This is a genomic window from Roseateles depolymerans (assembly GCF_003387155.1).
Lineage (GTDB): Bacteria > Pseudomonadota > Gammaproteobacteria > Burkholderiales > Burkholderiaceae_C > Roseateles > Roseateles depolymerans.
Map to the genome: position 1 here is coordinate 357935 of NZ_QUMT01000004.1, position 15680 is coordinate 373614.

Here is a 15680-nt window from a genome sequence, read left to right on the forward strand (position 1 = left end):
GCCCGGCAATGAAGGGAGGTTCTGCATGATGGGGTTCGGAAAGAGAAGAGGGTCGCAGTCTGCGACCCTTCCTCGTTTCAATGAACCCGGAGCGCCTTGAACCTCTTTCAAACGGCGCTTGAGAATCGATCGCCGGTCATCCGGCCGTGCGGCGCGGCAGCGAGGTGTAGCGCAGGTAAGGACGCACAGCCTCCCACCCCTGCGGGAACTTCTGCTTCACCACCTCCGGGTCCTGCAGCGAGGGCACGATCACCACATCGTCCCCTTCCTTCCAGTTGGCGGGCGTGGCCACGCTGTGATGGTCGGTGAGTTGCAGTGAGTCGATGACCCGCAGGATCTCGTCGAAATTGCGCCCCGTCGACGCCGGGTAGGTGATGATCAGTCGGATCTTTTTCTGCGGATCGATCACGAACACCGACCGCACCGTGGCCGTGGTGCTGGCCTGCGGATGGATCAGGTCATAGAGCTGCGACACCTTGCGGTCCGCATCCGCCAGGATGGGGAAATTGACCTCGGTGTTCTGCGTGTCGTTGATGTCCGAGACCCATCGGTGGTGCGACTCGACCGGGTCGACCGACAGCGCAATCACCTTGGTGTTGCGGCGGGCAAAGTCGTCCTTGAGCTTGGCCGTGGTGCCCAGCTCCGTCGTGCAGACGGGCGTGAAGTCGGCGGGATGCGAGAAGAGCACGCCCCAGTGGTCTCCCAGCCACTCATGGAAGCGGATGGGGCCTTCGGTCGAGGCTTGTTCGAAGTCGGGGGCGGTGTCGCCCAGGCGCAGCGTGGCCATGTGAGTCTCCGTGGGATCAGGGTGAGGGTGGTGGGGGGTGAGCGGCTCGGGCCGGACCGCTGCGTCAGATCGAGAACGACCACTCGAGGATGCTGGCCCGCTCCGGTCGTCGTGCCCGCGCCGCCCGCGCCCGGGCCGCCTCGACCCAGCGCTTGGCCAGCGGGAAGGGCCCGAAGCCGGACTCGGCATTGATGTGGCCGACCAGGCCCAGATTGCTGTAGCTGCTGCCCCAGCGGGTGGCCCAACGCAGGGCGCTGGCAGCACTCATCCAAGGGTCGCTCTGGCTGGCAATCAGCGCCGTGGGGCAGGGCAGGCGCTGATGCGGCAGCCGCTCGGACAAACCGAACTTCTCCGGCTCGGCTGGGGCCACCAGCAGCGCCTCGCGGATGGGCGCGTCGGGGTGCTGCTGCAGGAAATGCGCCAGGGCCAGGCATCCGAAGCTGTGGGCCACGGCCACCCATTCCCCGTCGCCGGCATGGTCCAGTCGCGTCTGGATCCGGTCGGACCAGCGCTCCAGGTCCGGCTGGCTGAAGTCCCGCTGGCGCACGCGGTGCGCGTCGCGGTACTGCTGCTCCAGCCAGGTCTGCCAATGGGCCGAGCCGCTGTCATGCAGTCCGGGAATGATCAGCAGTCGAGGGGCCTCGCTGCGCGTCTTGCCGGACAGCCGTCCGGTGGCCTGCGGGTTCAGCAGGCCACCCGCGGCCACAGCGTCGGCAGGCTCGGCGGAAGCGGCATCCCGGGGAAGGAGGGCAGCCATGGCGGTCTCCTCAAAGTGTGGCCAGGGAGACTTCGGTGGACTTCACCAGGGCCACCACTTCCTTGCCCACGGTCAGGTTGAGTTCCTTGACCGATCGTGTGGTGATGACCGAGGTGACCACGAGACCCGCGGCGGTCTGCACGTCGACCTCGGAGACCACCGGGCCTTCGATGATTTCCTTGATGGTGCCGCGGAACTGGTTGCGGACATTGATCGCGCTGATGCTCATGACTGGGCTCCGAAAAGATGGCCTCAGCTTAGGCACCCCCCTTGTGTCAACCAACGAAGCCTTTGATCCAACTTCATGCGGCTAGCGCATAAGGCCCTGGGTTGACGTGGCGCGGGCGGGCCGATGGGGACGGCGTCCTCGGCTCGGTCCTCCGCGTTATCAACACATCCGTCCACAAGGTCATCCACAGGCTCAACCACAGGGTTGTTCACAGGCCGCGGCCGATGATGCGGCAGGGGAGGGGAGACGTACTGACCAAGGACCCGCTGTTTTCCGCATCGTCGTCAAACCCCGGCGGTTAAGCGCAAGTAAAGCCCGCCGGGCTGAGGATTCGCCCTGAACGACTGTCACGCAGGGCCGTGCACAATCGCTTCGCGCCGTGCCTGGAGCCTTCCGGGCGCAATCGATTGCCATCGCACCTCATCCCATCATGTTCACCACATTCACCCGCCACGCCGCAGTCATCGCGCTGCTGACAGCCAGTTGCAGCCAGGCCTTCGGTTATGGCGCCGTCGGGCACAACACCGTTGGCGAGATCGCCGACCAGCTGATCCAGGGCCACCGAGCGGCCGCCGAGGTGAAGCGCATCCTGGGCTCGGTCCCGCTGCGGGACATCGCCGTGTGGGACGACTGCGTCAAGGGCATCGATCCGCTCAAGGACTTCCAGTACACCTCCACCGGCCGCTTCCCCGAATGCGCGGTGTTCGAGAACCCGGACGAAGAGGCCCGCATGCGGGCTTACGTGCAGCGCAACAACGAGCAGTGCAAGCCCAAGCCCGGCGACGAGAGCTGCCACAAGCAATATCACTATTCCAATGTGGCCCTGCAGCGTGGCCACTATGAAGCCGGTGCCGTGGGCACCAGCGACCATGACCTGGTGCCGGCGCTCAAGTCCGCCATCCAGGTGCTGCGCGGCGGCAAGGCCAATCCCCCGATGGATCTGACCGAGCGGGAAGCCCTGGCCCTGGTGGCCCACACCCTGGGCGACATGCATCAGCCGCTGCACATGGGCTCGATCTATCTGGATGCGGACGGCAAGATCTACGACCCGGACAAGCAGGGCGCCGATCCACTGACCCACACCGTGGGGGCCAATGCCATCACTGTGCCGCGGGCCGATGGCTCCCCCGGCGGCAACCTGCACAGCTACTGGGACGGTCTGCCCAACCGGCTGACGGCCGCCCAACTGGCCGCTCTTCCGGCGCAGGCGCGCCTGGTGACGCCCACCGGCGGATCGCCGGACGGCTGGGTCGACGTCTGGGCCAGCGAGTCGCTTCTGGAAGCGCAGCTGGCCTTCGACGGGATGCGCTTTGGCCCGCGCCAGCAGACGCCGCGTGGCCCCCGCTGGGCCGCGACGCTGCCCGCCGACTACGACGCCCGCAGCACCGAGCAGGTTCGGCTGGAGCTGATCAAGGGCGGCGCACGTCTGGCGCAGCTGCTGATGAGCATCTGGCCCGACAAGCCCTGATCCTGCCGCTGCCTGGTTCTGCTCGAAGCCCCGCTGGTCGGGGCTTTTTTTCGTCCTGCGCGAGAGGGACGGGGCGCCGCGACCGACGGCGATACCCCGCGCAGCGGTCGACCTGCCGCCCAGCCGGGCGAACTGCAGTCGCTTTCGGGTCGACGCCCGGTGCATGAAGGTGTGGACAGTTTTCTCACAACCGCTCATTTATCCACAGTCCGGCTGAGCAGCCCGAAGTTGTTGCCGAACCGTCCCGCTGTCATCCCTGGGTCCGCCCACATGGTTGCGGAACGCACAAGTCATTGAAGTCAAACGGCTTTTCAGGGTTGTCCACAGAAATGGTCGACCTCTATTACTGCAACTAAGGAGATATACAAGACAAGGGGGGTAAGAAAAACCGGGCGTGTCACACTCTCGGGATGTCTGCTTTTCCTTCCTCCCTGTTCACGGCGTCCGCGGGCTTCGAGTCCGCATGTCACATCGACGCCTTGCCTGAGAGCCATCGCAGCCGCCGGCTGCATGGCCACAGTTATCTGGCCACCGTGCGCGCCGAACTGCCCGCGGGCTGGGCACCGTTCCCTGGCGGCGAAGTGCATGCGCTGCGCGAATGCCTGGAGCGCTGCATCGCCCCGCTGGACCATGCGCTGTTGAACGACCACATCGCCCAACCCACCGACGAGAACATTGCCCGCTGGATCCGCAGCCGGCTGGTGGACGAATTCGGCGTACCGGGCATCAGCCAGGTCGGCATCCAGAGCACCACCCACTGCGGCGTCGACCTCGACGCGCAGGGACAGGCCCATGTCTGGCGCCGCTACCGCTTCCAGGCCGCGCATCAGCTGCCCAACGTACCGATGGGCCACAAGTGTGGTCGCATGCATGGCCACGGCTTCGAGCTGATCCTGCATGCGAACCAGGACCTGGGTGAACGGGACCTGAGCATCGACTATGACCGTCTGGACGAGATCTGGGCGCCGTTCCATGCGCAGCTGAACTACCAGTGCCTCAACGAGATCGAAGGCCTGTCCAACCCGACCAGCGAAATCATTTCCTCCTGGCTGTGGGCCCGCATCAAGCCCCAACTGCCGGAGCTGAGCTGGGTGACGGTCTACGAGACCGGCTCCAGCGGCGCCAACTTCGATGGCGAGCGTTACCGGATCTGGAAGGAATTCACCCTGGACAGCGCGGTGAAACTGCGCCGCGCGCCCGGTGACCATCCGCTGGCCGGCATTCACGGCCACACCTTCACGCTGCGGCTGCACCTGAGCGCGCTGCTGGACCAGGTCTACGGCTGGGCGATGGACTTCGGCGATGTGAAGCGGCTGTTCGATCCGATCTTCAAGTCGCTGGACCACCATCCGCTGCACGAGATCCCCGGCCTGGCCGATACCGACACGGCGACGCTCGCCGCCTGGATCCTCGAGCAGTCGCGCGCGCAGTTGCCGCCACTGGAGCGGGTCGACCTCTACGAGACCCGCGGAAGCGGTGCCATCGTCAGCCTGGTGCCGTTCGAGGAGCTGATTCCGGTATGACCTACGCCGTCAAGGAAATGTTCTACACCCTGCAGGGGGAGGGCGCCCAGGCCGGTCGTGCCGCCGTGTTCTGCCGCTTTGCAGGCTGCAACCTGTGGTCGGGAAGGGAGCAGGACCGCGCAGACGCCGTCTGCACCTTCTGCGACACCGACTTCGTGGGCACCGATGGCCAGGGCGGCGGCAAGTTCGCCACCGCCGAGGCGCTGGCCGATGCGGTGGCCGCCAAATGGCCGCAGGGCCCCCAAGGCCAGGCAGGACGCCCCTACGTGGTCTGCACGGGCGGCGAGCCGCTCCTGCAGCTGGATACGGCGTTGATCGAGGCCCTGCATGCCCGGGGCTTCGAGGTGGCCGTCGAGACCAATGGCACCCAGCCCGCACCGGAAGGCCTGGACTGGATCTGCGTCAGCCCGAAGGCCGATGCGGAACTGGTGCTGACCCGTGGGCACGAGCTCAAGCTGGTCTATCCGCAGCCGCTGGCGCAGCCGGAGCGATTCGCGGGCCTGGCCTTCGACCACTTCTTCCTGCAACCGATGGACTCGGTCCTGCAGAAGCAGCACATCAAGGCCGCAGTGGCCTACTGCATGGACCATCCGCAGTGGCGTTTGTCCATCCAGATGCACAAGGTCGTGGGCATCGACTGAAAGCGGCCGCGCTGTCAAGCCAACAAGGCTGTGGAAAAGTTTCTGGCAACTGCCTGCTTGTCCACAGCCTGGCGGGTTTCGGCTCAACTGTTGTCAGTTCATGCCTGCGTAAACAAGGGCTCCGCACACAGCATTTATCCCATGGCAAGTGCTTGATGTAATTGGGTTTTTAAGCCTTGTCCACAGAAAGTGGCGCCCTCTACTAAGACGACCAGAGAGATATATAAAACCTTGATGTTGAAAAGAGAGGCGAGAACTTTCCGCGCGACGTTGTTGCAACGCCCTTGTGGCCTCACCTTCGGTTGAAGCCTCGGCCAAGGACTTGCACACTGCGAAGCTATGGACATCGCCCTTTTGCAGCAGCGCCTGCGCACCTTCGCCAACGATCGCGGCTGGGAGCCCTACCTCACGCCCAAGAACCTGGCCATGGCGATGGTGGTGGAGGCGGCCGAGCTGGTGGAGATCTTCCAGTGGAAGACGGCGGAAGAGTCGCTGGCGCTGGACGACGCGACCCGGACGCATCTGGGCGAGGAGATCTCGGACGTGCTGATGTACCTGCTGCAGATCGCCGACCGCAGTGGGGTCGACGTGGCCAGTGCGGTGGAGCGCAAGCTTGCGCTCAACGCGATCAAATACCCGGCGGGCCTGCCCGCTTCCAAAACCGTCTGACAAACGTCTGACCATCGTTTGATAACCGTTGGACGACTGTCCGTGAACAGTCCCTGACCCGCCCTCATGAATCGGACCATCGCCGTCATCGACTTTGAAACCACCGGACATTCGCCGCAGGGCGGAGGTCGTGCGACCGAGATCGCCGCGGTGCTGCTCAAGGACGGCGAGATCGTGGGCCACTACCAGAGCCTGATGCGCTCGGGGGCGTGGATCCCTCCGATGATCGAGCGGCTGACCGGCATCAGCAACGAGATGCTGGAAGACGCGCCCGATGCAGAGCAGGTCATGCGCGAAGTGGCGACCTTCACCCAAGGCTGCGGCTTCGTGGCGCATAACGCCGCATTCGATCGCGGGTTCTGGATGGCTGAGTTGGCACGTGCCCATGAAGTGGTCGACGTCGACCCCAGGTCTGCCCGCTTCACGCCGGAGTTCGTCTGTACCGTGAAGATGGCTCGACGTCTTTATCCGGAATCGCCGAACTGCAAGCTGGGCACGCTGGCCCGTTATCACCAGTTGCCCGACAATGGTCGCGCCCACCGGGCCCTGGCCGATGCGATGACCACGGCTCAACTGGTGCAACGCATGCAGCGCGACATCGCTGCGGAACTGGCCGAGTCACTTGGTGAACTGAATGTCGAACATGAGTTGATGCTGCGCCTTCAAGCCGTGGCGCGGCCCATGTGGACCAAGGCAGTGACGGGCTACGTGCGTGATGTGAGGCGGCATCAACAGGTGTCGCTGGTGTAGGAACGACCGATCGTGAGTGAGGGGCGTGCATTGCCCGTGCATGCCTCTCCCACACCCGCCGCTGGTCTGCAGATGAACACCGCTTCGGTGACCGTCAAATTGCAGGTCAGCAAATCATTTGCTGTCAAGATGCCTGTTTCGCCTCATTGGCTGGGACAATCTTGCGCTTTCCCCGATTTGCGTTTGTTCTCAGGTATGTCGAGTATTCAGGTTCGCCCGGCCACATTGCGTGATGCCAAGGCCATCGCCCAGATCCAGGTTGCCTCTGCGCAGGACGCTTACAAGGACTTCTGGCCCGATGCAGCCTTGAATGGTTTGTCCGTCGCCCAGCGTCAAGCGTATTGGCGCGAGGCCATCAACATGTGCGAGCCGCAAGTGCTGGTCGCGCATCTGGACAATGAAGTGATGGGTTTTGTTGGTTTCGATCGCTCTCGTGACAAGGGTACGCCCTCCACGACGGGTGAGATCTGGGCCATGTATGCGGCCCCTGCCCATTGGGACAAGGGGGTCGGACAGGCCCTGGTCGAAGCGGCGCAGGAAGGTCTGCAGGAAGAGGGCTGCACGCGAGTGACGCTCTGGACCTACAAGAACAACACCCGTGCCCTTCGCTTCTTCGAGATCGCCGGCTTCCGCGCTGAAGCGGACAGCGTCAAGGCGGTCGATGTCGAAGGCAAGCCGCTGGAGCAGATGCGCCTGCATCGTTCGCTCATCTGAGCGGGTCTCCCGACGGTCTCTGTTCTTCCAGCGAGCCCTTGCTGATCCCGTCACGGGGCCAGCCGGGCTCGCTTTCAACTTTGGTAGTTCCCGTGCTGGCCAAGCTCACTTCCAAGAATCAACTGACGCTGCCCAAGAGCGTCACGGACAGCCTCGGCCCGGTGCAGTACTTCGAGGTGCAGGTGCAAGCCGGCCAGGTGGTGCTGACCCCGGTGCGCATCCAGCGCGGTGACGCGGTGCGTGCCAAGTTGGCGGAGCTGGACCTGGGGGATGAGGTGTTTGCGCAGGCGCTGACGTGGGCGGCTGACGGACCGTCCGTCGTGGCCACGAAGGCCCAGGCGGGCGCTGGCAAGGCGCGGTCGGTGAACAAGCCGTCGACCGCCAAAGCCGTCAAGGCGCCCAAAGCACCCAAGGCGACCGCAGCGTCGGCGGTCAAGGCCGTTGCCAAGTCCGCTTCCAAGGACGTGAAGACATCCACGCGGTCGACCTCGACCCCGTCGGTGTCCAACGCGAAACCGGCCGCCCCGCGTGCCGCTGCCAGCAAGGCCCGTCGTTCAGCGGCATGAGTCGGTCGCGTCCCTCTTCCGCTGTCCGCGTCGTGCTGGATCCGGCGCTGGTGTTGCGTGCGCTGCTGCGTTCGGACGAAACCGCGCGGCAGTTGCGTGCAGCGTGGCAGCAAGGATTCATTCGTCCGCTGATCAGTGCCGCGGACGCCGCGCAACTGGTGCGTGCGCTGGCCTACCCGCCCCTGGGCCTGAGCGCTGCCGAGCGCGAGGAGCTTCTGGCGGACTACCTGCCCTACGTCGACGCGGTTCGGGCAGACAGCCTGGTGCGCGGCGCAGTGCCAAGGCTGGACCCCGTGCAGGTGCAGCAGATTCAACTGGCCCGGCACGGCCAGGCGCGCTGGCTCATCACCGCGTCCGAGGACCTGCTGGCCTGGTCGGCGGCCGCCGGACGCTTGCAACGTGAACTGCGCGACCAGTGCACGGTCGTGGCGGTTTCATCCTGGTACCGGGTGTTGACCCCAAGCCAGCGCACCCAGCTGCTTTGTTAAATTGCGCGCTCGCTATGAGCAGCAGTTTCCAAAATCGCATCCCCAGCAACATGTGGCGCGTGGTGTTCTACGAACGCCGCGGCAACCGTGTTCACGTCGACCGCACCGGCCCCTGGCTGCCGGAGAAGCGGCTGGCGACGAACTGGGCCCATTGGTTCTGCGAACGGGGCTATCACGTGGCGCTGCAGGATCAGACCGGCGAGATGGAGAAGATCAATCCAGGGCTGCCCAGCTGAGGCGGAGCGGCGCTCCCCCGCCTTGCCGGGTCCGGCTCCTCAAGCTGCTTCGCGGTAGCCCTGACGCTCAAGGGCCCAGCCATCAGTGGCCGCAGCGCCGTGGCTCTGCACATGCACCGTACTCAGGCGCTTGCTGGCCGCCCTCTGCACCAGTTGTTCCGCCTGCTGCGCCGTCAGGCGCATGGCAAAGCGTGTCCAGCGCTTTTGAATCAGCGGGTCTCGCCACGCGTCTTCCAGCGCCCAGCGAATGGCCATCGGGTCGCTGAGTGACTGCGAGGGCAGCACGCGTGGCACCAGGGCCATCACGAAGCGTGCGAAGTCGGCACGGGCTTCGTCGCTCAGCAGCGCTTCCAGGCGATGCAGGCGCTGGCTCCAGCCGGGTGTGGCGAGCTGACGGGTCACCAGGGCCTGCAAGGCCTGGATCGGATTGAACAGGCGCAGTCGATTGGGCGGCAGCACCAGCATCGGCAACTGAGCGGCCAGCTCATGCGGCACTTCGGAGACGAAGCTGGTCAGGATGGCCATGCGCTCCCAGGCAGCGGCATCCAGCCCACCCGCCATCGTCATCGGTCCCTGGCGCAGGCTTTGTGCTAGGGCCCAGGCTTGCTGCCAGCTGCGGTCGGCCTTGGCCGTGTTGGCGGCGCGGCTGATGACGGCGAGGTTGCCAGCGGCATAGCCGGCGTCATTGCGGACGCGGTCGACGCTGCGTTGGTGCGGGTCCGCCGCCTGGTCATTCAAGGGCTGGCGGCTGACGGGGCAGTGCGACGTGTCCAGCTGCTGCAGATAGTTGGGCGTGACCAGCAAGGTCTCGAACTGGCGCCCCCGCTGCCAGGCATGCAGACGCAGGGCCAGCCACAGCTGGGTGTGGCGGTGCGTGCGCAGCGTGCGGCCGCCAAAGGTGGCACGGCCCAGCTGCCAGCCTTGCTGCAGCGGCGACTGGTTGAAGAGCTGCTCCACCGGCGGGGTCAGGCCGTGGTGGGCGTAGTCCCAGCCCAGCTCAAACCCCAGACGCTCATGGCTGGAGCGGGTGGCCACCGGTTCCGGGCCCTCGGCGGCCATCGGCAACGGCAACTGCTGGACGGACAGGTCGTGAGATCGTTGAACGGTAGCAACCATGGGACGCTCCTTGAAAGGGTCAGGGTTCAGGCTTGCGTCCAGTGTGGGCGGCAGGTAGCTCATAGAATGAGCCACCGGGAGCGGCATCACAAAAATCTTCAAAAAAATCTGGAGTGCGTGTTGCACGTCCTTTCGCCCCAAGGTGGGCAGAACGCAGGGAGTTGTCCGTGGACCGTACCGAGCGCTTCTACAAGATCGAAATGCTGATCCGCAGCCGGGGCTGCGTCAGCTTTGCGGAGCTCAAGGCTGCGCTGGAGGTGTCGCCAGCCACCCTCAAGCGCGACCTGCAATACCTGCGGGAGCGGATGGACGCCCCCATCGAATACGACGCGTCGGAAAACGGCTACCGCTTTGGGGAGCAGTGGCGTGGCCAGCGCCATGAACTGCCGGGCGTCTGGTTCAGCGAAAAAGAGCTGCATGCGCTGCTGACCATGCATCAATTGATGGCCAGCCTGGACGACAACGGCCTGCTCAATCGCCATCTGCAGCCGATGCTGGACAAGCTGCTCGGCATGCTGGGCGGTGACGGACAGCAGGCGCAGGAGATGACGCGCCGCATCAAGCTGATCTCCACCGCCCGGCGCCGGGTGGCGTCGGAGCATTTCGAGACCGTGGGCAGCGCGGTGGTCAAACGCCAGCGATTGCGCATTCGCTATCGCAAGCGGGGGCAGGGCGGGGGCGCGGTCAGTGAGCGGGAGGTGTCACCGCAGCGGTTGGTGCATTACCGCAATACCTGGTATCTGGATGCGTGGTGTCACGGCAGCCAGGGCTTGCGGCGTTTTGCGCTCGATGCGATGGAGCAGGCGGAGCCGGTGGAGGGCGCCGCGCTGCACAGCCTGCCTTTGCCGCAGCTGGAGGAAGAACTGGATCAGGGCTACGGCATCTTCGCCGGCGGGGACCCGCAATGGGCCACCCTCGTGTTCAGCGAAAGCGCAGCGCCCTGGGTGGCCAGCGAGGAGTGGCACCCATCCCAGCGCAGCGAGTTTCTGCCGGATGGGCGCTGGCGGCTGGAGATTCCGTTCGTGGATGCCACCGAGCTGCTGATGGACCTGCTGCGCCATGCTGGCCAGGTGGAGGTGGTGTCGCCACCGGCGCTCAAGGAAGCTTATGCACAGCGGCTGCGCGGTGCTGTAGCGACGCTGGACTCGGCGAGCGCTGAAGGAGCGGTCGCCAAGACCTGAGCGGAGATGCGGCGTCCGGTCGCGAGCGGATGGCCACGCCATCCTGCTCGACGGCGCCTCAGCCTCAAGGAGTGCTTGAGGTGCCGCTGTCGGATGCGTTTTCGGCGTTCTGAGCGTTCTGGGCGCCGTTCTCCGCCGCATTCTCGGCAGCATACTTGGCCAGCCGCTCGCTCTTCCAGTACACGTCGTCCCCGCCCTTGCCATCCAGGTTGGCGCGGTTGAGCACGCGGGCCAACACGAACAGCAGGTCCGACAGGCGGTTGAGGTAGTGACGCGGCGCGGCATTCAAGGTCTCCTGCTGCGCCAGCGTGACCACTGCACGTTCGGCCCGGCGCGCCACCGTGCGGCACACATGTGCCAGCGCAGCGCTGCGGGTGCCGGCGGGCAGGATGAACTCCGCCAGCCGCGGCAGCGTGGCGTTGTAGTCGGCCAGTGCCTGGTCCAGCTGCAGCACGGCGTTGTCCTTCAGCAGGCTGTAGCCGGGCATGCACAGCTCACCGCCCAGGTTGAACAGCTCATGCTGGATGACCACCAGCAGCTCCCGCACATCGTCGGGCAGCGGCTCGGCCAGCAGCACGCCGATCTGCGAATTGAGCTCGTCCACGTCGCCCATGGCCTGGACGCGCAGATGGTCCTTGGGCACACGGGTGCCATCACCGAGACCGGTGGTGCCGTCGTCACCGGTACGGGTGGCGATTTGAGAGAGTCGATTGGCCATGGATGCGTCTGCGTCTGGGTCTGGAAAACCCAGCATCTTGCCGCAGAACGCAAACCCCCGTTCAATGACGGCGACCGCTGCGGTGGAACAGCGGACGTTGCGCCGTGCCGGCGGTGGTGAGCAGAGGGGGGTGAGGACGGTCCAGGCGGTGCGCAGGGGTCAGGGAATGGCCGGTTCGCGGCGAATGAGCGCGCAGCTGTTGGGGAGGCCGCGGCATGGAGCGCGAGATTGAGCGCGGCATCGAGATGGCGTCGCTGAGAGGGTCTTCCGCGGTGTCTGCGCCGGAGAGTTGCCGCCACTGGTCCAGCCACCATACCCGCAGCCAGTCAAAACGCAGGGACACCAGCATCGACAGGGCCAGCAGCACGAGGAACAGCGCCCACACAACATCCGCAGACATCCAGAGGGTGTGGGCCGATGACAGTGTCGAGTTCACCGAGGCACTAAAGGCGGAGGAACTGAGGACGGAGGACATGAGGGAACTCCTTTCAACAGCAGCCGGGACAGCGCGGGCTCACCGCACGCCTGATGCTGTCACTCCGGACGAGCGCTGACAAGGGGCAAGCGCTTGCCAGCGTGGGTCGCGGGGTGGCCCGCACGCTTCAGGCCGGGTGCTGATGACGGCCTTCCTACAATGGCCCATCCGGCCCACCCCGCTCCACCCATCCGGCGGGTCCTAGGCATCCAGCAGCCGCAGGAGATTCTGATGAATGCGCCGCACGCGTTTGAAGCGCCCCAAGAGCCCTGGGCCACGCTGACCCATCGACCGGTTCCCGACGCCATGCGGGCAGCGCTGCGCGCGCATTTCGGCCCTCGGTGCAGCGAGGCGCTGGCGGTGCGCCAACAACACGGACGGGACGAATCGCCCATTGATGTGGCGCCGCCCGACCTGGTGGTGTTTGCCGAAAGCAACGAGGATGTGGTGGCCGTGCTGACGCTGGCCCATGCCCACCACGTGCCGGTGATTCCGTACGGGGCCGGCACGTCCCTGGAAGGCCACCTGCTGGCGGTTCAGGGCGGCGTGAGCCTGGATGTCTCGCGCATGAACCGCATCCTCGCCGTTCATGCCGACGATCTCACGGTGACCGTCCAGGCCGGCGTGACCCGCCACCAGCTCAATGCGGAGCTGCGGCACCTGGGGCTGTTTTTCCCGATCGATCCCGGGGCCGATGCCTCCCTGGGCGGCATGACCGCGACCCGCGCCAGCGGCACCAATGCCGTTCGCTACGGCACCATGCGGGAGAACGTGCTGGGGCTGACGGTGGCCACCCCGCAGGGTGAGCTCATCCGCACCGGGACCCGGGCCCGCAAGAGCAGCGCGGGATATGACCTGACGCGTCTGTACGTCGGCAGCGAAGGTACGCTCGGCGTGGTGTGCGAGGTGACGCTGCGGCTGTATCCCCTGCCCGAGGCGGTCTCGGCGGCCGTGTGTTCCTTCCCCAGCATCGATGCGGCGGTCCGCACCACCATTGCCATCATCCAGATGGGCGTGCCGATTGCGCGCTGCGAGCTGCTGGATGCGCATGCGGTGCGGGCGGTGAATCGCCATGACCGCCTGTCCCTGCCCGAGTCTCCGATGCTGCTGATGGAGTTCCACGGCTCCGAGGCCGGTGTGCAGGAGCAAGCGCAGACGGTGCAGGAGCTGGCGCGCGACATGGGCGGCACCGACTTCGAATGGGCGACCACACCGGAGGATCGGACCCGGTTGTGGACCGCCCGCCACCATGCCTACCTGTCGGCCCTGCAGATGCGTCCGGGATGCCGCTGCGTGACCACCGACACCTGCGTGCCCATCTCCCGGCTGGCGGAGTCCATCCAGGCGTCGGTTGCAGAGGTGGAGGACAGCGGGCTGCCGTATTTCATCGTCGGCCACGTGGGCGACGGCAATTTCCACATGGGCTACCTCATCGATCCGGACCAACCGCAAGAGCGTGCCGTGGCCGAGCGGCTGAGCGCGCAGATGGTGTCCCGCGCGCTGGCGCTGGAGGGCACCTGCACCGGGGAGCACGGCATTGGACTGCACAAGCAGTCCTTCCTGCTGGACGAGGCTGGTGCGGGTGCGGTGGCACAGATGCAGGCCCTCAAGCGGGCGCTGGATCCGCACAACATCATGAACCCGGGCAAGATCTTCTCGCTGGGTTGAAGTCGCCATTGGTGGGGCCTCTGAGGGCCCCTTCTGCGCCCCTGGTGGGCTTCCCCGTGGCGGGGGCGCGGCCCTCAGTGCTGCGGCGCGGGCACGCTCCAGCGGCGGGTCACATCGCCGCGCCCATTGACGCTTTCCAGGTGCACGCCAAACCCCCACAGCCGCGCCACATGCTTGAGCACTTCCTGGGCCTCGTCATGCAGCGGACGGTCCAGATGCTGGGTGTGACGCAGCGTCAGTGACCGGTCGCCACGCAGGTTCACATTCCACACCTGGATGTTGGGCTCGCGAGTGGACAGGTCGTACTGCCGCGAGAGGGCCTGCCGCACGTACTGGTAGCCCGCCTCGTCATGGATGGCGGAAATCTCATACTCCGACTGCTTCTCGTCATCCAGGATGGAGAAGAAGCGGAAGTCCCGCATCAGCTTCGGGCTCAGATACTGGGCGACGAAACTCTCGTCCTTGAAATTGCGCATGGCGTGGTCCAGCGTGGGCAACCAGTCGGCGCCGGCAATCGTGGGGAACCATTCGCGGTCTTCTGGCGTGGGCTGCTCGCAGATGCGCTTGAGGTCGGTGTACATCGCAAACCCCAGCGCATAAGGGTTGATCTGCGACATGGGCGGCTGCGACACCACATTGGTGTGGGACTTGAGCCATTCGATCATCATGCCGTCGGACAGATAGCCATCGTCATACATGGTGTTGAGCAGCCGGTGATGCCAGAAGGTGGCCCAGCCTTCGTTCATCACCTGCGTTTGGCGCTGCGGATAGAAATACTGCGCGATCTTGCGCACGATCCGCACGATCTCCCGCTGCCACGGCTCCAGCAGCGGCGCATTCTTTTCGATGAAGTACAGCAGGTTCTCCTGCGGCTCATCAGGGAAGCGGCGCTTTTCTTCGGCCTTGGCCTCGTCCTCCTGGCGGCGGGGCAGGGTGCGCCACAGGTCGTTCACCTGACGCTGGGCATAGGCCTCGCGGTCCTTGCGCATCGCCTGTTCCTGGGCCAGCGACAGCTTGGCCGGACGACGGTAGCGGTCGACGCCATGGTTCATCAGCGCATGGCAGGAATCCAGCGTGGCTTCCACCGCATCGAGCCCGTGCCGCTGTTCGCAGTCAGCCACATAGTTCTTGGCGTAGACCAGGTAGTCGATGATGGACGAGGCGTCGGTCCACATCCGGAACAGGTAGTTGTTCTTGAAGAAGCTGTTGTGGCCGTAGCAGGCATGGGCAATCACCAGCGCCTGCATGGCCAGGGTGTTCTCCTCCATGAGATAGGCGATGCAGGGATCGGAGTTGATCACGATCTCATAGGCCAGGCCCATCTGCCCGCGCTTGTAGTTGCGCTCGGTGGCGATGAATTCCTTGCCGTAGCTCCAGTGGCGGTAGTTCACCGGCATGCCGACGGAGGCGTAGGCATCCATCATCTGCTCGGCGGTGATCACTTCCAGCTGGTTGGGATACGTGTCCAGCCCGTAGCGCTCGGCGGTTTGTCGGATGACGTCGTGATATTGCTCGATCAGCTCGAAGGTCCAGTCGCTGGGCGAGGGCAGCGGATGCTCGGGGCGCCGGGCCAGGGGCTTCATATGGGTCAGGGGGGGCCGGGTGCGGCGCCCACCGTATTCGGCCTCGTTGAGGCCGGCACTGACCATGCGGCGGTTTTCAATACTGCTCATGGACTCATCCTCCAAAGGCCG

18 protein-coding genes are annotated in these 15680 nt (G+C 65.4%); 11 read left to right on the forward strand and 7 right to left on the reverse strand.

Features of this window, described 5'->3' with window-relative positions; translation table 11 throughout:
• Positions 1–136: 136 nt before the first annotated feature.
• From DES44_RS20445 to DES44_RS20455, 3 genes are all read right to left on the reverse strand, one after another.
• Positions 137–787: a peroxiredoxin gene (locus DES44_RS20445; protein ID WP_058933206.1), complete on the reverse strand. Its 651-nt coding sequence runs from the start codon at positions 785–787 to the stop codon at positions 137–139.
• A gap of 64 nt (positions 788–851) precedes the next feature.
• Entirely contained in the window at positions 852–1544 is a 693-nt protein-coding gene (locus DES44_RS20450; RefSeq protein ID WP_058933207.1) for an RBBP9/YdeN family alpha/beta hydrolase, read from the reverse strand.
• Between the two features lie 10 nt (positions 1545–1554).
• Positions 1555–1773 (reverse strand): TOBE domain-containing protein, encoded by a 219-nt coding sequence (locus tag DES44_RS20455; RefSeq protein ID WP_058933208.1) that lies wholly within the window; start codon positions 1771–1773, stop codon positions 1555–1557.
• 430 nt (positions 1774–2203) lie between these two features.
• On the opposite strand from DES44_RS20455, the gene DES44_RS20465 reads away from it, so the two are divergent.
• From DES44_RS20465 to DES44_RS20505, 9 genes are all read left to right on the forward strand, one after another.
• Positions 2204–3241, forward strand: a complete 1038-nt coding sequence (locus DES44_RS20465; protein WP_058933209.1) for a S1/P1 nuclease — start codon at positions 2204–2206, stop codon at positions 3239–3241.
• Between the two features lie 410 nt (positions 3242–3651).
• The gene (locus DES44_RS20470; RefSeq protein WP_058933210.1) at positions 3652–4764 is read left to right on the forward strand and encodes a 6-carboxytetrahydropterin synthase; all 1113 of its coding nucleotides are present in this window, start codon (positions 3652–3654) and stop codon (positions 4762–4764) included.
• Positions 4761–5405 carry a 7-carboxy-7-deazaguanine synthase gene (gene queE / locus DES44_RS20475; RefSeq protein WP_058933211.1) on the forward strand — a complete coding sequence of 215 codons (645 nt, stop codon included), beginning with the start codon at positions 4761–4763 and terminating at the stop codon, positions 5403–5405. The genes DES44_RS20470 and queE overlap by 4 nt, the downstream gene beginning before the upstream one ends.
• A 339-nt stretch (positions 5406–5744) precedes the next feature.
• A complete protein-coding gene (locus DES44_RS20480; RefSeq protein ID WP_058933212.1) occupies positions 5745–6074 on the forward strand; it encodes a nucleotide pyrophosphohydrolase in 330 nt (109 codons plus the stop codon).
• Positions 6075–6140: 66 nt separating this feature from the next.
• Positions 6141–6824, forward strand: a complete 684-nt coding sequence (locus tag DES44_RS20485) for a 3'-5' exonuclease (protein WP_083525198.1) — start codon at positions 6141–6143, stop codon at positions 6822–6824.
• 195 nt (positions 6825–7019) lie between these two features.
• The gene (locus DES44_RS20490) at positions 7020–7538 is read left to right on the forward strand and encodes a GNAT family N-acetyltransferase (protein ID WP_058933213.1); all 519 of its coding nucleotides are present in this window, start codon (positions 7020–7022) and stop codon (positions 7536–7538) included.
• Positions 7539–7630: 92 nt separating this feature from the next.
• Entirely contained in the window at positions 7631–8104 is a 474-nt protein-coding gene (locus DES44_RS25740) for a hypothetical protein (protein WP_232309893.1), read from the forward strand.
• Positions 8101–8592, forward strand: a complete 492-nt coding sequence (locus tag DES44_RS20500; RefSeq protein ID WP_083525199.1) for a PIN domain-containing protein — start codon at positions 8101–8103, stop codon at positions 8590–8592. Before DES44_RS25740 ends, DES44_RS20500 begins: the two co-directional genes overlap by 4 nt.
• Before the next feature lie 14 nt (positions 8593–8606).
• Positions 8607–8828 carry a hypothetical protein gene (locus DES44_RS20505; RefSeq protein WP_058933215.1) on the forward strand — a complete coding sequence of 74 codons (222 nt, stop codon included), beginning with the start codon at positions 8607–8609 and terminating at the stop codon, positions 8826–8828.
• Between the two features lie 39 nt (positions 8829–8867).
• On the opposite strand, the gene DES44_RS20510 is transcribed toward DES44_RS20505, so the two are convergent.
• The gene (locus DES44_RS20510; protein WP_147307157.1) at positions 8868–9944 is read right to left on the reverse strand and encodes a hypothetical protein; all 1077 of its coding nucleotides are present in this window, start codon (positions 9942–9944) and stop codon (positions 8868–8870) included.
• Between the two features lie 167 nt (positions 9945–10111).
• Here DES44_RS20510 and DES44_RS20515 point away from each other — a divergent pair, with 167 nt between their 5' ends.
• Positions 10112–11125: a helix-turn-helix transcriptional regulator gene (locus DES44_RS20515; protein WP_116001825.1), complete on the forward strand. Its 1014-nt coding sequence runs from the start codon at positions 10112–10114 to the stop codon at positions 11123–11125.
• Between the two features lie 64 nt (positions 11126–11189).
• Here the strand turns inward: DES44_RS20515 and DES44_RS20520 are convergent, their stop codons facing one another.
• Together DES44_RS20520 and DES44_RS20525 are read right to left on the reverse strand one after the other, a co-directional pair.
• On the reverse strand, positions 11190–11843 hold the full coding sequence (locus DES44_RS20520; protein WP_083525969.1) for a cob(I)yrinic acid a,c-diamide adenosyltransferase: 654 nt from the start codon (positions 11841–11843) through the stop codon (positions 11190–11192).
• 61 nt (positions 11844–11904) lie between these two features.
• Positions 11905–12318, reverse strand: coding sequence for a hypothetical protein (locus tag DES44_RS20525; protein WP_116001812.1), 414 nt, complete (start codon positions 12316–12318; stop codon positions 11905–11907).
• A 231-nt stretch (positions 12319–12549) separates the two neighbouring features.
• Here DES44_RS20525 and DES44_RS20530 point away from each other — a divergent pair, with 231 nt between their 5' ends.
• Complete coding sequence (locus DES44_RS20530) at positions 12550–13986, forward strand: FAD-binding oxidoreductase (RefSeq protein ID WP_058933218.1); 1437 nt, start codon at positions 12550–12552, stop codon at positions 13984–13986.
• Positions 13987–14060: 74 nt separating this feature from the next.
• On the opposite strand, the gene DES44_RS20535 is transcribed toward DES44_RS20530, so the two are convergent.
• Positions 14061–15569, reverse strand: coding sequence for a SpoVR family protein (locus DES44_RS20535; RefSeq protein WP_232310080.1), 1509 nt, complete (start codon positions 15567–15569; stop codon positions 14061–14063).
• Positions 15570–15680: the final 111 nt, after the last annotated feature.